General features: G+C 36.4%; 20 protein-coding genes. 11 read left to right on the forward strand and 9 right to left on the reverse strand.

Annotation, left to right across the window (positions count from 1 at the left end; all coding sequences use genetic code 11):
- Positions 1-36: 36 nt before the first annotated feature.
- A complete protein-coding gene (locus ACQKNR_RS21760; RefSeq protein ID WP_427320495.1) occupies positions 37-1428 on the reverse strand; it encodes an amino acid permease in 1392 nt (463 codons plus the stop codon).
- Between the two features lie 280 nt (positions 1429-1708).
- Here ACQKNR_RS21760 and ACQKNR_RS21765 point away from each other — a divergent pair, with 280 nt between their 5' ends.
- The 3 genes from ACQKNR_RS21765 (at position 1709) to ACQKNR_RS21775 (ending at position 3856) form a co-directional block, all read left to right on the forward strand.
- The gene (locus tag ACQKNR_RS21765; RefSeq protein ID WP_427320497.1) at positions 1709-3001 is read left to right on the forward strand and encodes an NCS2 family permease; all 1293 of its coding nucleotides are present in this window, start codon (positions 1709-1711) and stop codon (positions 2999-3001) included.
- Positions 3002-3222: 221 nt separating this feature from the next.
- Positions 3223-3423 carry a helix-turn-helix transcriptional regulator gene (locus ACQKNR_RS21770; protein WP_000301182.1) on the forward strand — a complete coding sequence of 67 codons (201 nt, stop codon included), beginning with the start codon at positions 3223-3225 and terminating at the stop codon, positions 3421-3423.
- Positions 3424-3427: 4 nt separating this feature from the next.
- Positions 3428-3856, forward strand: coding sequence for a hypothetical protein (locus ACQKNR_RS21775; protein WP_427320499.1), 429 nt, complete (start codon positions 3428-3430; stop codon positions 3854-3856).
- Between the two features lie 37 nt (positions 3857-3893).
- On the opposite strand, the gene ACQKNR_RS21780 is transcribed toward ACQKNR_RS21775, so the two are convergent.
- The 8 genes from ACQKNR_RS21780 to ACQKNR_RS21815 form a co-directional block, all read right to left on the reverse strand.
- Positions 3894-4331 (reverse strand): GNAT family N-acetyltransferase, encoded by a 438-nt coding sequence (locus tag ACQKNR_RS21780; RefSeq protein WP_427320501.1) that lies wholly within the window; start codon positions 4329-4331, stop codon positions 3894-3896.
- 14 nt (positions 4332-4345) lie between these two features.
- Positions 4346-4603, reverse strand: a complete 258-nt coding sequence (locus ACQKNR_RS21785; protein ID WP_427320503.1) for a DUF4022 family protein — start codon at positions 4601-4603, stop codon at positions 4346-4348.
- Positions 4604-4654: 51 nt separating this feature from the next.
- A complete protein-coding gene (locus ACQKNR_RS21790; RefSeq protein ID WP_427320505.1) occupies positions 4655-6484 on the reverse strand; it encodes a monovalent cation:proton antiporter family protein in 1830 nt (609 codons plus the stop codon).
- A gap of 220 nt (positions 6485-6704) precedes the next feature.
- Positions 6705-7016, reverse strand: a complete 312-nt coding sequence (gene qoxD / locus ACQKNR_RS21795) for a cytochrome aa3 quinol oxidase subunit IV (protein WP_427320507.1) — start codon at positions 7014-7016, stop codon at positions 6705-6707.
- Positions 7017-7619 (reverse strand): cytochrome aa3 quinol oxidase subunit III, encoded by a 603-nt coding sequence (gene qoxC, locus ACQKNR_RS21800; protein ID WP_016111837.1) that lies wholly within the window; start codon positions 7617-7619, stop codon positions 7017-7019.
- 13 nt (positions 7620-7632) lie between these two features.
- Positions 7633-9567: a cytochrome aa3 quinol oxidase subunit I gene (gene qoxB / locus ACQKNR_RS21805; RefSeq protein WP_427320509.1), complete on the reverse strand. Its 1935-nt coding sequence runs from the start codon at positions 9565-9567 to the stop codon at positions 7633-7635.
- Positions 9568-9600: 33 nt separating this feature from the next.
- Entirely contained in the window at positions 9601-10476 is an 876-nt protein-coding gene (locus ACQKNR_RS21810; protein WP_427320511.1) for a cytochrome aa3 quinol oxidase subunit II, read from the reverse strand.
- 282 nt (positions 10477-10758) lie between these two features.
- Positions 10759-12174, reverse strand: a complete 1416-nt coding sequence (locus ACQKNR_RS21815; RefSeq protein ID WP_427320513.1) for an amino acid permease — start codon at positions 12172-12174, stop codon at positions 10759-10761.
- A 376-nt stretch (positions 12175-12550) separates the two neighbouring features.
- On the opposite strand from ACQKNR_RS21815, the gene ACQKNR_RS21820 reads away from it, so the two are divergent.
- From ACQKNR_RS21820 to ACQKNR_RS21855, 8 genes are all read left to right on the forward strand, one after another.
- Positions 12551-13261, forward strand: coding sequence for a C39 family peptidase (locus ACQKNR_RS21820; protein WP_427320515.1), 711 nt, complete (start codon positions 12551-12553; stop codon positions 13259-13261).
- Positions 13262-13391: 130 nt separating this feature from the next.
- Positions 13392-14567: an amidohydrolase gene (locus tag ACQKNR_RS21825; protein WP_427320517.1), complete on the forward strand. Its 1176-nt coding sequence runs from the start codon at positions 13392-13394 to the stop codon at positions 14565-14567.
- Between the two features lies 1 nt (position 14568).
- On the forward strand, positions 14569-14766 hold the full coding sequence (locus tag ACQKNR_RS21830; RefSeq protein ID WP_427320519.1) for a DUF3311 domain-containing protein: 198 nt from the start codon (positions 14569-14571) through the stop codon (positions 14764-14766).
- Positions 14763-16235, forward strand: a complete 1473-nt coding sequence (locus ACQKNR_RS21835; protein ID WP_427320521.1) for a sodium:solute symporter family protein — start codon at positions 14763-14765, stop codon at positions 16233-16235. The genes ACQKNR_RS21830 and ACQKNR_RS21835 overlap by 4 nt, the downstream gene beginning before the upstream one ends.
- Positions 16236-16336: 101 nt before the next feature.
- On the forward strand, positions 16337-17815 hold the full coding sequence (gerLA, locus tag ACQKNR_RS21840) for a spore germination protein GerLA (protein WP_427320523.1): 1479 nt from the start codon (positions 16337-16339) through the stop codon (positions 17813-17815).
- Positions 17816-18937: an endospore germination permease gene (locus ACQKNR_RS21845; protein WP_427320525.1), complete on the forward strand. Its 1122-nt coding sequence runs from the start codon at positions 17816-17818 to the stop codon at positions 18935-18937.
- On the forward strand, positions 18921-20087 hold the full coding sequence (locus ACQKNR_RS21850) for a Ger(x)C family spore germination protein (protein ID WP_427320527.1): 1167 nt from the start codon (positions 18921-18923) through the stop codon (positions 20085-20087). Before ACQKNR_RS21845 ends, ACQKNR_RS21850 begins: the two co-directional genes overlap by 17 nt.
- Positions 20088-20098: 11 nt before the next feature.
- Positions 20099-20236 carry a hypothetical protein gene (locus ACQKNR_RS21855; protein WP_098546281.1) on the forward strand — a complete coding sequence of 46 codons (138 nt, stop codon included), beginning with the start codon at positions 20099-20101 and terminating at the stop codon, positions 20234-20236.
- Positions 20237-20263: the final 27 nt, after the last annotated feature.

Raw genomic sequence — 20263 nt, forward strand, 5'->3', positions numbered from 1 at the left:
GAATCCCTTCCAATTAATAAGGAAGGGATAGCATGTTTAACTAATTTTTGAATTAGGTGTTTCATCTACTTTATGAAACCCTTTCGTGTAATACACGATAGCTAAGCCGATAAGCCAAATTGGACCGACGATTAATGCGATTCGTGTATCTTCTGAATACGCCATTATACCTAATACTAATGCAAGGAAAGCGAGTGAGAAATATGAACTTAATGGGTATAAAGGCATTTTATAAGATAACTTTTGTTTGTTTTGCGTAGGCAAACTTTTACGGAATTTAATTTGAGCGACTAATATAATACCCCAAGTCCAAATTGCTCCGAAAGTTGAAATACTAGTGAGCCATGTAAATACCTTTGCAGGAACAAGATAGTTTAATATAACACCAACGAGTAAAACAATCGTAGTCGCTACAATCCCTTGGCTTGGAATACCATTTTTATTTAAACGACCGAATCTTTCAGGTGCTTTCTTTTGCTGAGCTAATGTATATAGCATACGGCCTGTACTAAATAAACCGCCGTTACAAGAAGAAAGAGCTGCTGTTAATACGACAAAGTTAATAATACCTGCTGCTTTTGCAATACCGATTTGCTGGAATGTTAATACGAATGGACTTCCTTTCTCACCAAGTTCGTTCCATGGATAAATTGCCATCATAACGAATAGAGCCCCAACGTAGAACAGTAATATTCTCCAAAACACGTTATCAATTGCTTTTGCGAGTGTTTTCTTCGGATTTTGAGCTTCACCAGCTGTAACACCGATTAGTTCAACGCCTAAATAAGCGAATAATACCATTTGCAAGGAGAGTAGTAATCCAGAAAATCCATTTGGGAACCAGCCACCATGTGACCAAAGGTTTGAAATACCAGTAGCGATACCACCGTTTCCGAATCCGAATAAAATAATTCCAGCTCCAACTACTATCATACAGATAATTGTGATAATTTTGATGAGAGCAAACCAAAATTCAAGTTCTCCAAATACTTTTACTGATAAAAAGTTAAAAGCGCTCATTAATAATAGAGCTAATAATGCCCAAGTCCAGCGCGGGATATCTGGGAACCAGTACTGCATGTAAATACCTGCTGCTGTAATTTCAGCCATACAAGTAACAACCCATAAGAACCAGTAGTTCCAGCCAGTAATATAGCCAGCTAGTGGGCCGATATAATCATAAGCATATTTACTAAAAGAGCCGGCAACCGGTTGCTCAATTGCCATTTCTCCGAGCGCTCGCATAATGAAAAAAATAACGAGTCCAGCAATCATATAACCTAGTAAAATGGAAGGACCAGCTAGTTTAATAGCGGAAGCAGATCCTAAAAATAGCCCAACGCCAATAGCTGAACCAAGTGACATTAAAGTAATATGTCGTTCTTTTAAACCTCGATTTAAAGTTCCAGATTTGTTTGTGTGCTGCATAAGAAGAATCCTCCTTGTAGAGTGAACGATATTTGAATGCGTTTACTAAATATTTAACTATTTCAAATTATAAAACATTTCTTTCTGTTATGCTACAAAAATAATCGCAATGAACTGTACTACATCTGTACTTGTCAGACTTAAACTTAAAATTCGAACTATTAGTGAATATATTGACTCTTCTTTTTATTGATTGTTAAGATTAAGTATTATATTTTCTCACATACTAGTAAGAAAAGAATGTGTGATAATAATTCAGGTGTAGGAAGGGTACATAACCATGTTTCAATTACAAAAATATAACACTTCTGTGAAGCAAGAGCTTTTAGCTGGCATCACAACTTTTTTTACATTTGCGTATATTCTTGTCATCAATCCGAAAATATTATCTGATGCAGGTGTACCATTTGATCAAGCGTTTACGGCAACTATTATTGCGACAGTTATTGGGACGCTATGTATGTCGTTTTTAGCTAACTATCCAATTGTTATTGCTCCAGCTATGGGGATGAATGCATATTTTGCTTATTCTGTTGTTCAACAGGCAGAGGGGATTACATATGTCATTGCGTTTTCGGCAGTATTTGTAACAGGTATCATTTTTCTTTTATTATCTTTCACTTCATTTAGGCAAAAGCTAATTGTCGCAATTCCTGACAGTTTAAAACATGCAATTGCAGGTGGAATTGGACTATTTATTGCTTTTATTGGATTACGCCTATCTGGAATTATCGTTGATCATCCATCTAACTTAGTTACGATTGGTGATTTTCATTCTCCAGCCGTTATTTTAACTTTAATTGGTTTAATTTTAGCGGCGGTATTAATGACATTACGTGTGAGTGGTGCATTATTTATTAGTATGATTGTGACAGGAGTTATCGCCTTCTTTACGGGGCAACTGAAGTTTGAGGACAAAATTGTAGCGATGCCTCATTTACCAGAGGGTATTATCGTTTCAAATCCAATCAATGCATTTTCAGATGTAATTCAGTACGGATTATATGGTGTTGTATTTTCATTTTTACTTGTACTTTTATTTGATACAACAGGTGCATTACTCGGTTTAATTAAACAAGCAGGTTTAATTACAGATAATACAGAGAAGCGCTTTGGTAAAGCGTTTATTGCAGATGCAATTGGTGGAACGACAGGTTCTATCTTTGGAACAAGCCCAACAGCAGCGACGATTGAATCGTCAGCTGGTATTGCTGCAGGTGGTAAAACTGGATTAACAGGTATTGTAGTTGTTGGACTAACGATTATAACGGCATTTTTCAGTCCTGTTATTGCATCTTTATCAAGTGTAGCTGCTATTACAGCTCCTTCATTAATTATTGTAGGTAGTTTAATGGCGCAAAGCATTCGTGATATTAATTGGAGCGAGTTTGAAGATGCATTACCAGCATTTTTAATTTTCATAGGTATTCCGTTAACGTCTAGTATTGCGAATGGAATTGCAATCGGATTTTTAGTGTATCCAGTTTTAAAGATTGTGAAAGGGAAGGGAATGGAAGTACATCCGTTACTATACTTATTTACAATTTTATTTGGATGTCATTTATTCTTATAATATATTAGGAGAGGGGCTTCTTATTAGAGGCTCCTTTTTTGTGTATAATAAAGTGAAACTATAATCAGTGGGGGGGTTCATCCCCACTGATTATCAGCCCTCACCAATCGGGCGTTTACTGCCTGTTCATGCGGGATAAGGTGAAAATCAAAGTGATTTCGTAAAATATAAATTACTTAATGGAATATATATGTTACAATTATGGTGAAGGAGGAACATGAATGGCTGTAAGTAAAATAAAAGTCGCGCGTGTTCAGTTAGATTTAACACAGCAACAATTAGCAGAAAAAGTAGGCGTTACAAGACAAACGATTAGTTTAATTGAGAAGGGAAAATATAATCCTTCTTTAGATTTATGTTTGAAAATTTGTTATGCGGTAGATAAAACATTGAATGATTTGTTTTGGGAGGAAAAGGAGTGATAGGGTGAAGATTGTGAAAGGTGAACGTTTAATGATTGAGGGGTTAAAACATATTAGACTAGCTTTTATCTTACAAAATATTGTCATACTAAGTATCGTTTTTTACCGTTATGTTTTGCAAGGGGCAGGATATGAAAGTGTTTCGGATTTATTAATGGTATTTATGGGCGGGATAATAGTTATTAACTTTTTAAATTTAAAAAATTCGGTGGAAGTGTATGAGCATACAGGGGGAGTATCTCGTAGTTATTTCATGAAATTATTATTCATTCCAGTAGGTATTGTTATTGGGATTTTAGCTATTTGTATCATTGTAACACCAGGTATTTCGATAAAGGAAATTAGTATAACAGGACTTATTATGTTTGTTTGCTTTTTAATTCCTAGTTTGTTTATATACATATATATGAAAAAAATAAAAAGTGAAGGTTGAAATGAAAAAGCTTTCTGCATGTTGCAGAGAGCTTTTCTTATATTTCTTTATACATAACTTTATGTAGCCCGAGAGTATCAATTTCAAAGATCTCACCATGCTCATGAAATCCTAAGCGCTTGTAATAGTCAGTTACAGTAATTCGGCCATTACACCATAGAATGTTTGCGTTACGCTCTTTCAAAATTTGTTCCGCTTTCTGGATTAAGGAACTTCCAGCACGTTTGTTTCGAAAGTTAGGCAATGTTGCCATTCCTCGTAAGCGATAATGGATACCGTTTTGTAAATCAGGATACACTTCTTTTGAGAAGGAAGCGATGCTAATCAGTTCATCGTTTATGAAGGCACCTAAGTGGAAGGTGTCGGTTTCGTAGTCGGAAGGGTATTTACAGTCTTCTAAAGGTTGATTGGGACGCAAAATCGCTTGACGAAATAAATATGTTTCAGATGCATCAATATGTTTCACGATAATCATAGTATCATCCTTTCTTATAGTCCATTTTCTATAAGTTGTAAAAAGAAGTATGCAGGTGCAGCGAGAAGTCCTAGTATGCTAGCGGTTCCGAGAAGAAGTGAAAGTACGAGACAAAAATATTTAATTCCATTTGATTTTTTCCAGCCATAACTACAAATTTCAATGCTAACACCGATGAGAATAATGGCGACGAGTACTTCCGCTAATAATAAGAGAGCTAAAGTTGCAATAGACATAATGTGATCCATCCTCATAATATATGATAGTAACATTTTACCATATGAAATTGAAAAAATGCCCCTCAATTATGTGAGGGGCATTTTCTATTCTAATATGCTTTTTAGTGTATCAATATGTTCTTTTGAACCTGTTACAAGTAATGTATCACCGTGTTGTAGTTTTGTATCACCATGTGGTATTAATGCTTTATTACCACGGTAAATTTGAATGACGAGTACATCACCCAAAAAAGGAAGACGTCGAAGTGCAACGCCATTATATTTATTACTACGTAGTTCAACTTCACGTACTGTTTCATTTGCTGTTGTAATTAAGCGGACGAGACTAGGTTTATCAATAAGTGCACGTAATAAAATACGTGTAGAGTTAATTGTTGAAAATACGGCGATATGTTCTTGCGTTGCTTTTTCTTGTAGAAGGGGATCTTCTACGCTTGCAATGACATGTTCAACACCTAGTTCTTTTGCGTGTTCTGCTAATAATAGGTTTTGTTCATCATCACTTGTTGCAACGACAACGCGATCTGCATCAAATGCTGTTTGCTCAGTTAATGATTCGATTGTGATTGCATCAAGTTTCACGATAGGGAAGTCATGAGATTTTGCTTCCTCATCATTTATTTTATTTTGGCGCATCATATATAGTGTTACGTCATAATCTTCTCGTTTTAAATCAAGTGATAATGGAAGAGTAATTCTGCTTGCACCAATAATAGATACTTTCGGTTTTGGTGTTTCTACTTTTGGGAACATCTTTTTAAATAATATAGGTGCAAAAATACAAGTAATAACTGCGCTCAAAATAAGAGATGCTGATAAACTTGGACTAATGATCTCTAGCTTTTCACCGATTTGTGCAGCCGCAATAACTAAAGAAAGTGTTGACGTTAACAAAATAGCACTTCCGAGTACGATATTGCGTGGGTACCATTTTCGTAAGACGAGTGATGGCAATAGTTTTGAAATAAAGAGTCCCACAATTAAAATTGGAATCATTAGCATACTAGAAGGCTCTTTAAAAATAGACCATACTTCTAAATTAACACCAACCATTACGAAGAAAATAGGGATGAAGAAACCATATCCGATGGAATCGAGTTTTTCAACCATATCGTCATTTGGTGATAATAAAGATACGAGTACACCTGCTAAGAAGGCTCCTAAAATGTTTTCTGCCCCAACCGATTCAGATAATCCAACTAATATTAAGATGAGTGCAAAAACAGCTCGTGTATCAATTTGTACACTACCGGCTTTTAAGCTTTCTAGGTATGGAATATTTTTAAAGCGTCTTGCGATAAAGTAAATTACAATACCAGCGCCGAATAGAAGAAGTAGAAGCCACATACTTTGGCCACTTTCGGAATTTAATCCGACGAATACAGCGAGTAAAATCATTGTAACTAAGTCTGCAATAACAGCGACTAATAAAATGATTTGCCCGATTGCGGTTTTTCCTAAGTTATTTTCTTTTAATGTTGGTACGACAACACCTAAGGAAATAGTTGAAATAATTAAAGTCATGAACATTGCATTGTCGACGAATCCTAGCCATACGAATAGTAATGATAGGGCATAAGATAAAATGAAAATAAATAAGAAGATAATGCTTGCTGCTTGGAATGTGTTCGGTTCGTTTGTCGTATTCTTTTTCCCTTTTTGTTTAAAGATAGAAAAGTCAATTTCTAAACCACTTAAAAACATGAGGAAGATAAATCCTAGTGTTGATAAGACTTGAAGCCACATATCTGGCTCAATGATGTTAAATCCACTTTTACCTACAAAGATTCCTGCGATAATTTCTGCAACAACGACAGGAAGTGCTTTTAATTTAAAGCGTTGTAACAAAAGGGGAACGAAAAACGCGATTGCAACGACAACCATAAGTGATAGAACAGAAGTATGATGTTCCATTGCGTTCTCTCCCTTCAAATAAATATAGTACCTATTTAGCCATATAATAGGTAGAAAAGCAACGCATATGGGTTCGATTTCATAAAGAAAGAGTTTTCTTAACATTTGTCATAATAAGTATATTTTTCATGATTCTGTTGTTAATTCCGAAATGTGGATGTAATAGGGGAGATAATAAAAAAAGACTGCTGAGGAATCTCAGCAGTCTTTTTCATGCAAATTACATTGAGAAGAAAATCCATACAGTAAGACCAACTGTTGCTGCTGCAACGAAGAAACTGTATATCATTGTAAGAATTTGAACTCTTCCTTCTCCTTCTTTTAAGTGCATGAACATAATTAATTGTAATAATGCTTGCGCAACTGCCATTATGATGATAGTTGTTAAGATCGTTGAAAGAGGCAGGCTTGTGTAAAGTGCCACGTATAACGCTAGAAACGTTAGTGCAAGCGATAAAATAAATCCGAAAACGTGTGACCATGGGAATCCGCTATGCGCATGCCCGTTTGCTTGATTGTTATTTTGACCCATTTACGCCACCATCCCGTTCAAGTAAACTAGTGTGTAAATAAAGACCCAAACAAGATCAAGGAAATGCCAGTATAAGCTGATAATGAATACTTTACGAGCTGTAACTGGTGTTAAACCTCGTTTTAAAATTTGGATGATAACACAAGTTGCCCAAATGATACCACCTGTTACGTGGGCTCCGTGCGTTCCAAGAAGAACGAAGAATCCAGATAAGAAAGCACTTGTTTGAATTGTTGCGCCTTCACCAATGTACATAATGAACTCTTCGATCTCGAAGAATAGGAAACCTGCACCTAAAAGTAATGTAAAGATGAACCATCCAAGCATTGCTTTTTGGTTGTGTTTACGCATTTCGTGAATTGCGATACCACATGTGAAACTACTTGTTAAAAGTAGTAGTGTTTGAATTAAAAGCGTTTTAAGTTCAAACAGTTGCGCTGGTGTTGGGCCATCTGCCGTACGACCAGCAAGTACTAGATAAGAGGCGAAAAGTGTTGCGAACAGCATAATTTCAGCCCCAAGAAAAATCCAGAATCCTAGGATATTCAATCTGCTTTGTTCGGATTGATATTCCAAAGGTAAGCTTTTATCTAAAGCCGCCATATCATTTCACCTCTCATGCTACATGTTCTGTTTTTTTGATTTCATCTACACTGATATAGTAGCCTTCATCATAATCGAATGAACGATAGATTAAGCAAGCTAAAATACCAACGCCGCCGATTGCTGCAAGCCAGAACCAGCTAAATACTAATGCAAAACCTGCAAGACCGAAGAATGCAGACGCAATAATAGGCACACCAGAGTTACTTGGCATGTGAATTGGTTTTAATTCTTCTGCAGCTGGTGTAACTGTTTCTCCGCGTTGTTTCATGTACCAGAAAGCATCAGCTTCTTTAATTTCAGGAAGTTTCGCGAAGTTGTAATGTTGTACAGGAGATTGAGTAGCCCATTCAAGTGTACGGCCATCCCATGGATCTCCAGTAACGTCACGTTCACCGTGACGTGCACTCCAAATTACGTTGTAACAAAGAAGTACGAATCCGATACCCATCATTACTGCGCCGACAGATGCGATTTGGTTTAACCAACCCCATCCAAGACTTGCAGAGTAAGTGTACATACGACGAGTCATACCGTCTAAACCTAAGAAGTACATTGGGAAGAAACAGATGTTAAATCCGCTCATAAAGATCCAGAATGTCCATTTACCTAGGCGTTCATTTAGCATATGACCTGTCATTTTTGGATACCAGAATGTGAATCCAGCAAGCATAGCGAATACTGTACCTGCGATTAATACGTAGTGGAAGTGAGCGATTAGGAAGTAGCTGTTATGGTATTGATAATCAGCTGCTGCCATTCCAAGCATAACCCCTGTAACTCCACCAACTACGAAGTTTGGAATAAATGCCAATGACCAAAGCATTGGAACTGTAAAACGAATACGTCCTTTATACAGTGTAAACAACCAGTTAAAGATCTTAACACCGGTTGGAATCGAAATCGCCATTGTCGAAATCGAGAAGAACGAGTTAACGGCTGGACCTGCACCCATTGTGAAGAAGTGGTGAAGCCATACGACGAAACTTAGTAAAGAAATTGCGACCATTGAGTACACCATCGCACTGTAACCGAATAGACGTTTACGTGAGAATGTACTAATGATTTCAGAGAAAATACCGAATGCCGGTAAAATAACGATATATACTTCAGGGTGACCCCATACCCAGAATAGGTTGGCCCATAACATTGGCATACCGCCGCTCGCCATCGTAAAGAAGTGAGCGTCAAATAGACGGTCAAATGTCATTAATGCAAGAGCTACTGTTAATACTGGGAAAGCGAAAATAATGATAATTGTTGTAATTAAGATTGACCAAGTAAACATTGGCATTCTCATTAACTTCATACCAGGTGTACGCATTTTTAAGATAGTAACAAGGAAGTTAATACCTGTCATTAGCGTACCGAGACCTGAAATCTGTAATGCAATTGCGTAGAAGTTATTTCCTACACCAGGAGTAAACTCTGTACCCGCCATTGGGAAGTAAGAAGTCCACCCAGCGTCTGGAGAACCACCAATAACGAAAGCGATGTTGAATAACATTGCTCCGATAAAGAATAACCAGAAACTTAAAGCATTTAAGAACGGATATGCAACATCACGAGCACCAATTTGTAATGGTACTACAAGGTTCATTAATCCCATAACGAATGGCATCGCCATGAAAAGAATCATAACTGTACCATGTGTTGTAAAGATTCCATTATAGTGTTCTGCGTTTAAATATGTTGTATCTGGGAATGTTAATTGGGCACGGATCATTAAACCGTCCATACCGCCACGGAATAACATAATAACGGCAGAGATTATATACATGGCTCCGATTTTTTTATGGTCAACAGTGGTTAACCATTCATCCCAAAGCCATTTCCATTTTTTATACTTTGTCAGTACGAAAAGGATTGCTAATGTCACAAGAACGATAGAAGCGTCTGCACCGTAAATAATCGGGTCACCTGTGACAAAGAATTCATCAAGCTTCACTGTGTTCACTCCAATCTGTTGGAATAATAGCTATTATTTTTTGTTTTTGTAGTAGTTGTAATCACAATATTCAAGTGATTTTGGATCTACATAACTTAAGTGATGACTAGAGAATGTCATACGACCAACTACACCAGGTTTAATAATTTCGTTGTATTTCTTTTCTGATAATGGAGGGGCAGTTTGTTGTACTTCTTTTACCCACTTGTCATAATTTTCTTTTGTTTTTGCTTCAAGCTCAAATTCCATGTGAGTAAATCCTTCACCTGAGAAGTTCGAGCTACGGCCTAGGTAAGAACCTGGTTTGTCAGCTTGTAAATATAAGTCCATGATCATGCCATCCATTGTATACTTCATACCACCAAGTTCTGGTACCCAGAAAGCATTCATTGGACCGACAGAAGTCAGTTTGAATTGAATTGGTACACCAGCTGGGATGTTTAAATAGTTAACGGTTTCAATTTTTTCCTCTGGGTAACTAAATAACCATTTCCAGTTTGCAGATGTAACATAAATTTCAACTGGTTTAATATTTTTGGACTCTTTCGGAACCTCTTCCGAAGCATAAGTTGCTTTTACTGTTGGAATCGATAATGCGATAACGATAATAACAGGAACAAGTGTCCAAACAATTTCTAATAATGTGTTACCGTGTTGATCAGGTGGCTCATAGTCCATATTCTCTGGTTTTTCACGATAACGAATCAAGATGACTGTAAACAAGATGAATACAATTGCGATAATTAATGACATAAGCAAGAATGACCAAACAATTAAATCATACTGTGCTTTTGCAACAGGTCCTTGCGGATTTAATACTGCGAGTTTCTTATCACAGCCACCGAGGAACAGAAGTAATGATAACGGAAGAAGTGAAGCCAACTTCCAAAACGCTTTCTTTAGTTGCACGATTGAAAATCTCCTTTCTCCTTGGATTGAAACTATGCCAATAAAACAATATAAACCTATTAATTTATAGAAGGCAATAGTTTTTGAGATATTGTTAAAAAATAGACACAAATGCACACTTTTTAAGGTGAATATCATTTGTAACTTGATTACATTGTAAACTATTTTCCAGAGAAAAACGTGATTGTGAAAATTTTAAGATAAATAAAGTTATACCAGGATATCCAAGAAATAGAAAAAAGCTATCTTATCATAAGTAAGATAGCTGAACATTTTGTATATTTAGTTTATTTCTTGTGTGATAGTCCGTTGCTGTTCAAATGTGACAACTTTTTTATATTTAACTTGGTATAAGATGTAACAAATAACCATAAATGGAATACCGCAATAAAGAGCAATTCTCTGATCTGGAATGAAAGCTAGACTAACAAATGTAATGAAATTGAGTGAGAATGCTACGATTGGTACTAACGGATAAAGTGGTGTACGATATTTTAAATCATTTATGTCGCCGCCATTTTTCACGAAGTTTCTACGGAAGAAAAACTGTGAAGCCGCGATTGACATCCAAACTACGACAGCAGCCATTGCTGCAATAGATGTTAAAACTAAAAAGACAGTATCTGCCGCAAACACACTTGTTAATAAAGAAAGGCTTGCGAAAATGAGACTGAAAATTAGTGCATTCAGTGGTACCCCTTTTTTAGTTAACTTCGTAAAAGCTGGACTGGCCATTCCTTGTTTTGCCATCGCCCAAAGCATACGAGAATTTGCGTATAGACCAGAGTTAGCTACGGATAATACAGCTGTAATAATAACAAAATTCATAATATCTGCTGCATATGGGATGCCTGCCACATCAAATACAAGTACAAATGGACTTTCGACTAGATTAGCTTCTTGCCATGGGAGCAACCCTACAACAACTGATATTGCTAGTACGAAAAAGAATAGAGTGCGCCAAATTGTGTTTTTAATTGCTTTTGGAATTGTTTTTTCAGGATTTTCACTTTCTCCTGAAGCGATTCCGATTAATTCTGTTCCTTGGAATGAGTAATTTACTGTAATCATCGTAAGAAGAACAGCTAATGCACCGTTTGGAAATAACCCGCCATTTTCAGTGAAATTGTGAAGCATTGGTGCTGGTTTTCCATTAAAGTCTAGTAGACCGAACATAACCGCACCACCAAGTACGATGAAAATAACAATCGTTGCAACTTTTACGCTAGCGAACCAAAATTCTGCTTCTGCATATGCTTTTGCTGATAAAGCGTTTACAAGAAAAAGTGTTGCTGCAAATGTAACGCACCAAATCCAAGAAGAAACGTCCGGAAACCAGCGTTTCATTAAAATACTTACAGTTGTTAATTCTACCCCAACTGTAACAGCCCAATTTAACCAATACATCCAACCGACGACAAATCCAAAACCAGGTGAAATAAATTTGCTTGCGTAGCTTTGAAATGAACCTGCTTCTGGCATAGCAACGGATAATTCGCCAAGACATAACATCGTTAAATACATAACAAATCCACCGACTAAAAATGCGAGAATAGCACCACCAGGTCCAGCGTTATGGACAATTTGACCAGATCCCATAAATAGACCAGTTCCGATGACGCCACCAAGTGCAATCATAAATAGGTGTCTACTTTTCATTGTTCGTTTTAAATCTGTTTGTTCTATTTGTTGATTCATGTGCCCCTCACCCCGTTATTTTCTTGTATGTATTAACTGGTTTTCATTCTGAGTTTTTAATCATTAGTGGGGGATGTAACACATACTCAGTTTATTTGGTATGAAATGAATGGAGTATGTAAAAATGAACTATGATTAAATGCTCTAAGAATGTTTATTAACATGGTGATATCTTCACTATGTTAATAATTTCGATTTTAGCAAAAAATTCTGAAAATGTATATTGTTTTTTCTTTTTATTAAAAATAATTAGAATTTTATAACAGTAAAATCGTGAACAATAATTCATAGAATCTTTCTAGCAAACTAGTAAGAAGAAAGGTACAATGATAAGAGTTGTGTCTGTAAAATAATAATTAATGGAGTTTTGTTTATAATGAAAAAGCTAAAATATCTTTTTGTTTTTGGAATTATATTTGCTGCCGCGCTTTTTATAGGGAAAGATAAAATTATCCAAAAGGCTCAAGTGCTACGCTTAGATTTTCTATCTGAAATGAAAGAAGCGGCTATGGTTGAAGAAGTGCCATTTATAAAACAATTACCAGAATTACCTCGTGGATGTGAAGTGACAAGTTTGGCTATGTTGCTACAATATAAAGGTATACAAGTAGATAAGATGCAACTTGCTAGTGAAATTCACCGTGTCCCATTTGAACAAAATGGTTTGCGAGGAAATCCTTATGAGGGGTTTGTTGGAAATATTTATACGAAAGCAGAGCCGGGTTATGGTGTGTATAATCAGCCGATTTTTAATTTAGCAGAAAAATATGTTCCCAAAAAAGTAATTAATTTGACGGGTAGAGAAGTACAAGATGTATATAAAGTAATTAGTTCTGGTTCTCCGGTATGGGTCGTTATTAATACAACGTTTAAACCATTAGATGAAAGTAGTTTTGAAACATGGAATACGAGCTCAGGAGAAGTGAAAATTACATATTATGAGCATAGTGCAGTAGTAATTGGATATGATCAAAACTTTGTATATGTAAATGATCCTCTTAAAAATAATCCGCGTTTTGCTGTTCCGCGAGCAGAGTTTGAGAAAGCATGGGAGCAAATGGGGAAACAAGCAATTACTATATTATAAAAATAAAAAGTCATCTTGAGATGGCTTTTTATTTTTATAATTATAATATTGAAAATTCAGAAGATTCTTTAAAAAGTTAACAATCCACGTTATAATAACATTTAACTTGGTGAAGAAGGAGAGAAGAGAAATGGATGTTGCAAAAGAACTTGTTTTGTCAAAGAATCAGTTGATTGAGTGGAGAAGGCATTTTCATAAGTATCCAGAGTTATCTTTTCAGGAAGAGAAAACATCACAGTTTGTGTTTGACATACTTCGGAAAATACCATATTTAGAAGTATCAAGACCTACTAAATATAGTGTAATGGCAAAGTTAATTGGTAAACAACCTGGTAAAACAATCGCGGTTCGTGCTGATATGGATGCTCTTCCTATTCATGAGGAAAATGAGTTTGACTTTATTTCTACATATCCAGGTGTGATGCACGCATGCGGTCATGATGGACACATGGCGATATTACTTGGAGCGGTACACAAGTTAGTAGAGGAAAGAGAAAAAGTTAAAGGGGAAATTCGTTTTCTATTTCAACATGCAGAAGAAAACTTCCCTGGCGGTGCAGAAGAAATGGTCGCGGCGGGGGTAATGGAAGGTGTGGATTATATTATTGGTGCTCACCTGTGGGCGTCGTTAGAGGTTGGTAAAGTAGGTGTAATTTATGGTCCTGCGATGGCTGCACCGGATGTTTTTAAAATTACGATAGAGGGCAAGGGTGGGCATGCTGGCATCCCTCATGAAACAGTTGATAGTATTGCAATTGGTACACAAGTTGTTTCGCAGCTTCAGCAAATTGTATCTCGCCTCACGAATCCGCTAGATTCTCTCGTAGTATCTGTTACGCAATTTCATGCTGGGACAACCCATAATGTGATTCCAGAACAAGCGGAGATTGAAGGGACGGTGAGGAGTTTAAGACATGAATTACGAAAAGAAACGGAAGAGAAGATTGAACGGATTGTGAAACATATTACGGAATCTTACGGAGCGCAATATACATTTTTTTATGAATATGGATATCGACCAGTTGTAAATGATTATGAAGTTACAGAGCGTATTGAACAGACGGCATTACAGCTTTATGGAAGAGAACGAGTTGTCCGTTTACAGCCGACGATGGCTGGGGAAGATTTTTCGGCATTTTTACAAAAGGCACCAGGGACATTCTTTTTTATTGGAGCAGGAAATAAAGAGAAAGGTATTATATATCCGCATCACCATCCTCGTTTTACAATTGACGAAAATGCATTACCAATTGGAGTGGAAGTCTTTGTATCATCCATTATGAATTTTATAAATAAAGGAGAATGAGATGAAGAAAATACACGTGCTAGCGCTTATTCCAGTTTTTTGTTTAGTTGTGGGACCAGTATTTGCGAACTCAGTTACTCCTTACGTATTGGGGATGCCATTTTTATTATTTTGGGTATTATTATCGGTGCTCATTACGTCTCTTTGTATGGGGCTTGTGTACGTATTCGATCCTGCTAATAAGGGGGATGTACGATGACAGCATTACTTATCATTATTTTATTTTTATTTCTTGCACTATTTTTAGGAATTCGAGCACAACATGGAAAAGATATGAATTTAGAGCAATGGTCAGTTGGAGGAAGAGGGTTTGGAACAATTTTCGTTTTTCTCCTTATGGCAGGAGAAATTTATACGACATTCACGTTTTTAGGAGGAAGTGGCTGGGCGTATAGTAAAGGAGCTCCTACTTTCTATATTTTAGGTTATGGCGCATTAGCTTATATTTTATCGTACTTCTTACTGCCGCCGGTTTGGAAGTATGCGAAAGAACATAACCTTGTTTCACAGCCAGATTTTTTTGCGAAGAAATATAGGAGTAAGACGCTTGGAATGATTGTTTCAATTATTGGTGTTATTTCTATCATTCCATATCTTGTTTTGCAGCTAAAGGGATTAGGGATTATCGTTTCAGAAGCTTCTTATGGAAGGGTTTCGCCTGTTATTGCAGTATGGATAGGGGCTATTGTTATAACTATATATGTAATGGTTTCAGGTATACATGGATCGGCTTGGACAGCTGCTTTGAAGGATATTATGATCCTATTTATCGTTATGTTTTTAGGTATATATTTACCGTATCATTATTATGGAGGATTTCAGCCGATGTTCGAAGCTGTAGAAGCTGCGAAACCAGGATTCTTATCTTTGCCTGAAGAGGGAATGAGTATTTCTTGGTTTGTTTCTACTATTATATTAACGGCCCTCGGGTTCTATATGTGGCCTCATACATTTGCTTCTGCTTTCTCTGCAAAAAGCGAAAAAGTATTTCGGAAAAATGCGGCGATTATGCCATTGTATTCTTTAGTTTTACTTTTCGTATTCTTTGCAGGATTTGCTGCTATATTGCAAGTTCCAGGGTTAAAGGGAGCGGATGTAGACCTTTCGTTATTCCGTCTTGCGTTACAAACCTTTGACCCTTGGTTTATTGGAGTCATTGGAAGTGCGGGGGTATTAACGGCATTAGTTCCAGCATCCATGCTTGTTATGGCTGCTTCGACATTGCTAGCAAAAAACATTTACCGAACAATGGCTTCATCTGCTTCAGATAGACAAGTTGCTAAAGCGGCAAAATTATTTGTGCCTGTAGTAACGCTTGTAGCGGTTCTGTTTACTTTTAAAGGAGGCGAGACAATAGGGGCTCTTCTTTTAATGGGATACAGTATCGTTACACAGCTTTTTCCAGCACTTGTTTTTAGTTTGTTTCCACGCCAGATTATTACGAAACAAGGGGCGATTGCAGGAATGGGGATGGGGTTGTTAGTTGTTGCGTATATCACTTTATCAGGTTCTACTATAGCTACGATGTTTCCGAGTTTCCCGCAGCATATAAAAGATTTGAATGTAGGTATAGTCGCATTGTTAATTAATATGCTTGTGATGTTTGTAGTTAGTGGGTTTACGAAAAGGGTATCTATAAAGACAGACAATATAATAGTAGAAAAATAATTCGTCTGTTAGAGCTATCTTCGAAAAGAGATAGCTCTTTTTTGTATATATTTTCTTAAATTAGCGGAATCTAACTAAAAACTTGTTGAAAAGGAAGTTAGGTGGGGAAGTTGTTAGAGCTAAAAGGTAACTTGTTTGAAGTTATAAAGGAAATCAGGGATGAGTTAGGTTCACCTAATGATTTAACAATTAGAGAAGTTGCTCTTGCTGGCAGTTTTACACGTTGTGCGGTTGTTTTTTTATGTGGATTGACAGATAAGGATAATGTTTATAAATATGTAGTTCGTACACTTCAATATGAAGAAGTACTAAATGAAGCAGCTGTTGTTCAAGTACTATTAGATCGTTTTATTTCTATTGCAGAAGTAGGTATGAAAACAACATTTCCAGATATTATAAATGCAATTTTAGCAGGAGACACGGTTATATTAATTGATAATATTCAAACCGCTATTGTTATTAATAGTAGAGCTTGGGAGAAAAGAAGTCTAGAACCGCCAGTGACAGAAGATTTAATACGTGGACCGAGGGTTGGATTAAATGAAGATATTAATGTAAATAAAATGTTAATTCGCCGTAGTTTACGTGATCCAAAGCTACGATTTCAATCTTATATTATGGGGGAAAGATCGCAAAAAGAAGTGACCCTAGTATATATAGAAGATATTATTAATCCTTACATTGTAAAAGAGTTAAATCGTCGTCTTCAATCGATAGTGACAGATGTCGTTTTGGAAACAGGTACGATTGAACAATTAATTCAAGATAATAATTTATCGCCATTTCCGCAGTTTTTGAATACAGAAAGGCCTGATAGTATTGTGGCCTCATTAGCGAAGGGAAAAGCGGCCATTTTAGTAGATGGATCACCATTTGCACTTATTGCGCCATTAGTATTTGTTGATATTTTTCAATCGGTAGAAGATCATTATGAGCGCTGGATAATTGGTACGTTATTAAGGGTTTTGCGAATGATTTCCGGTATAATTGCGATTTTAATGCCGGCAATGTATGTAGCGCTAGTTTCATATCACCAAGGACTTATTCCTTCTAAATTGGCTTATTCAATTGCAGGTGCGAGGGAAGGTGTACCGTTTCCTGCTTATATTGAAACATTAATGATGGCATTGACGATGGAATTAATAAGAGAAGCTGGAATTAGATTACCGAAACAGATGGGACAAACCATTGGGATTGTAGGTGGCCTTGTAATTGGAGAAGCGGCAGTAAGTGCGGGGATTGTAAATCCGTTTTTAGTCATTATTATTGCGGTTACAGCAATTGCTACATTTTCACTGCCTGTGTATAGCATTACGATTACGTTTAGGATTTTACTTTTCGTTTTTGTATTAGCCGCGACTGCTTTTGGGCTGTATGGAATTATTTTAGCTCTTATAGCACTTGCCATTCATATTACGAATTTAAAGAGTGTTGGGGTACCTTATACAACGCCTATTGCTCCTGCGTTTCATAAAGATTGGAAAGAAGAGATTGTCCGTTTACCGAAGGCAATGTTGAAAGAGAGACCGGAATATTTACAAACGAAAGACTCTACATTAAGTCCAAAGGAGCGAGAATAATTGAAACCATTTGAATACGGAGATGAAGAAATTGGATCCCGGGAGCTTGGTTTTGCGGTATCTTCAGTCATTATTGGTATAGGGGCATTATCTATGCCACGAGACGTCGCTACGCAAACTCTATTTTCAGATGGCTGGATTATTTTGCTTGCTGGAGGATTGATATGTGCATGTTTAGGATGGTTTGTAACGAGGGTGGCAATTCTATTCCCGAAACAAAACTTTGTTCAATATACGAGTGCGCATTTGACAAAGCCTGTGGCATACACAATTAGTGCCATTTTAGTATTAACGTTTGCTGCTTTGACAGCATATGAATCGCGAATGATTGCAATTATTTCACAAACGTATTTATTTAATGATACACCAATACAACTATTGTCTTTCTTTTTCCTATTAGTTGTTGTTTATGGAGTAGCAGGATCGAGAGTGGCTTTATTAAGGTTAAACGTTTTATTTTTACCTATCGTTTTTATTGCGATCGTACTGCTTTCTTTATTGAATGTGAACTTAATGGAAATAGATAATTTACTACCGGCTTTTCAAACGGACGTAAGGCAATATGCTGTAGGAGTTAAAAGCTCTGTTTTTACGTTTATTGGATTTGAGGTAGCTTTGTTTTATGCGGTGATGTTAAATGACACAGCAAAAAAAGCGCCATTGGCAGTTGCAAAAGCAGTGATGGTAAATGTGCTTTCGTACATTTTAATTTATATAACTTGTATTAGTGTTTTTACCTATATGACAACCAGGGGACTGACATATCCAACGATTGAATTAGGGAAAGAAATTGAAATTGGAGGAGGATTTTTAGAAAGGTTTGATGCGATCTTTTTTACTACTTGGATTATTACTGTCTATAACACTACAGCAATATATTATGACGTCGCGTCTTTATTATTTTGTGCCATGTTTCCGAAAGTGAAGAAACATATTTTCATTTTTGTAAGTGCCCCTATTGTTTTTATTGTGAATATGATACCTGGTAATTTAGACGATTTATCACATTATGGAACTTATTTAGCTTGGATTGATATGGGGCTTGTTGTATTAGCGCCGTTGTTAGTTTTAATTGTATATAAAATAAAAAGAAGGAATGGTAAAAATGAAGCACCTTCTTAAAATTATGATATGTGCTGTTTTGGCTAGTTTGATGAGTGGGTGTTCTGAGTTAGAAGAGATCGAAGAAAGGGGATTTGTGGTAGGGGCGGCTTATGATATTGTGAAAGAAAAGAAATCTAATCCGGTGATGAAGGGTACATATCAAATGGTACTCCCAAGTAAATTAACGCCACAAGGTACTCAAGGCGATGGAGAGAGTAAGAATTATATTAATGTTAGTGCAAAAGCTGATAATGTTTTTGAGCAAATACGAATTATTGCTAAAAAAATTAGTCGTTCCTTATTCTTTCCGCATATACAAGTGATAATTTTTTCTAAAGAATTACTTTCAGGTCCGTATGTTTTGCAAAATACGTTAGATGTATATATTCGCGATCATGAAATGAGGAGGAATATTCGTTTGTTCGTTTCGAAGAAAAATGCGGAAGCTATTTTAAAACAAGGTGCAAAGCCTGAAAATTTACCGGCGAAATACATTGATATGTTAGCGGATCATCCTCCGAAAAATGCTCAAATGATTGAGGCGGCAAGAATTGGTGAAGTACAGGAGAAAATGATTTCCGAGCAAAGTTTTGCGCTACCTGTTTTAGGCTTAACAAAGCAAGGTGTCCAGATGGACGGCGCTGCTTTATTTCGTGGCAAGGATAATAAGTGTGTTGGAATGATGAGTGGAGAACAAACATTGGGGATGAACTATATAATAGGTAAAAAAATTGGAGGTTTTTTTACTATCCGTAAAAAGGGTCAGCTTATTACATATGAAATTCATAAGATACACCGGAAGATTAAAGTATCTACGGTAAATGCTACAAAGCCGAAGTTTGATATTCATTTATCTCTGGATGGGACCTTGGCTGAGTTGCATTTTAGTGATCATAAACAAATTATGAATGAAAATCGATTAAAGAAAAATATTGCGGAGGAAATGGAGAAACGTATCCAAAAATCAGTAAAACTTGTTCAAAAAAAATATAAGGTAGATGTATTGGGATTAGGCGAAGTGTATAAACGGCATAATTATAAAGAGTGGAAAAAAATCAGAAAGAATTGGGATCAAGGTGAAAATTATTTTAGTAACGCTGAAATAATTGTTCATGTTCATCCGACAATTGAACATTCGGGTTCAGCTTTACCAAAGAGAGTGAAATAAGGTGATGTAAGTTGTTTACTGGATTAGGGATTAGTTGCACGATATTAATGGCGGTTCTTCCGGGGGCCATATACTTCATTCATAAAAAAATCACAACGTATGGAGCACAGCCGTGGAATACTGATGCACAAAAAAAGAAACCTGAATAATTTTCAGGTTTCTTTCGCGCAAAGCAT

The sequence above is a fragment of the Bacillus sp. NPDC094077 genome, assembly GCF_050279465.1.
Lineage (GTDB): Bacteria > Bacillota > Bacilli > Bacillales > Bacillaceae_G > Bacillus_A.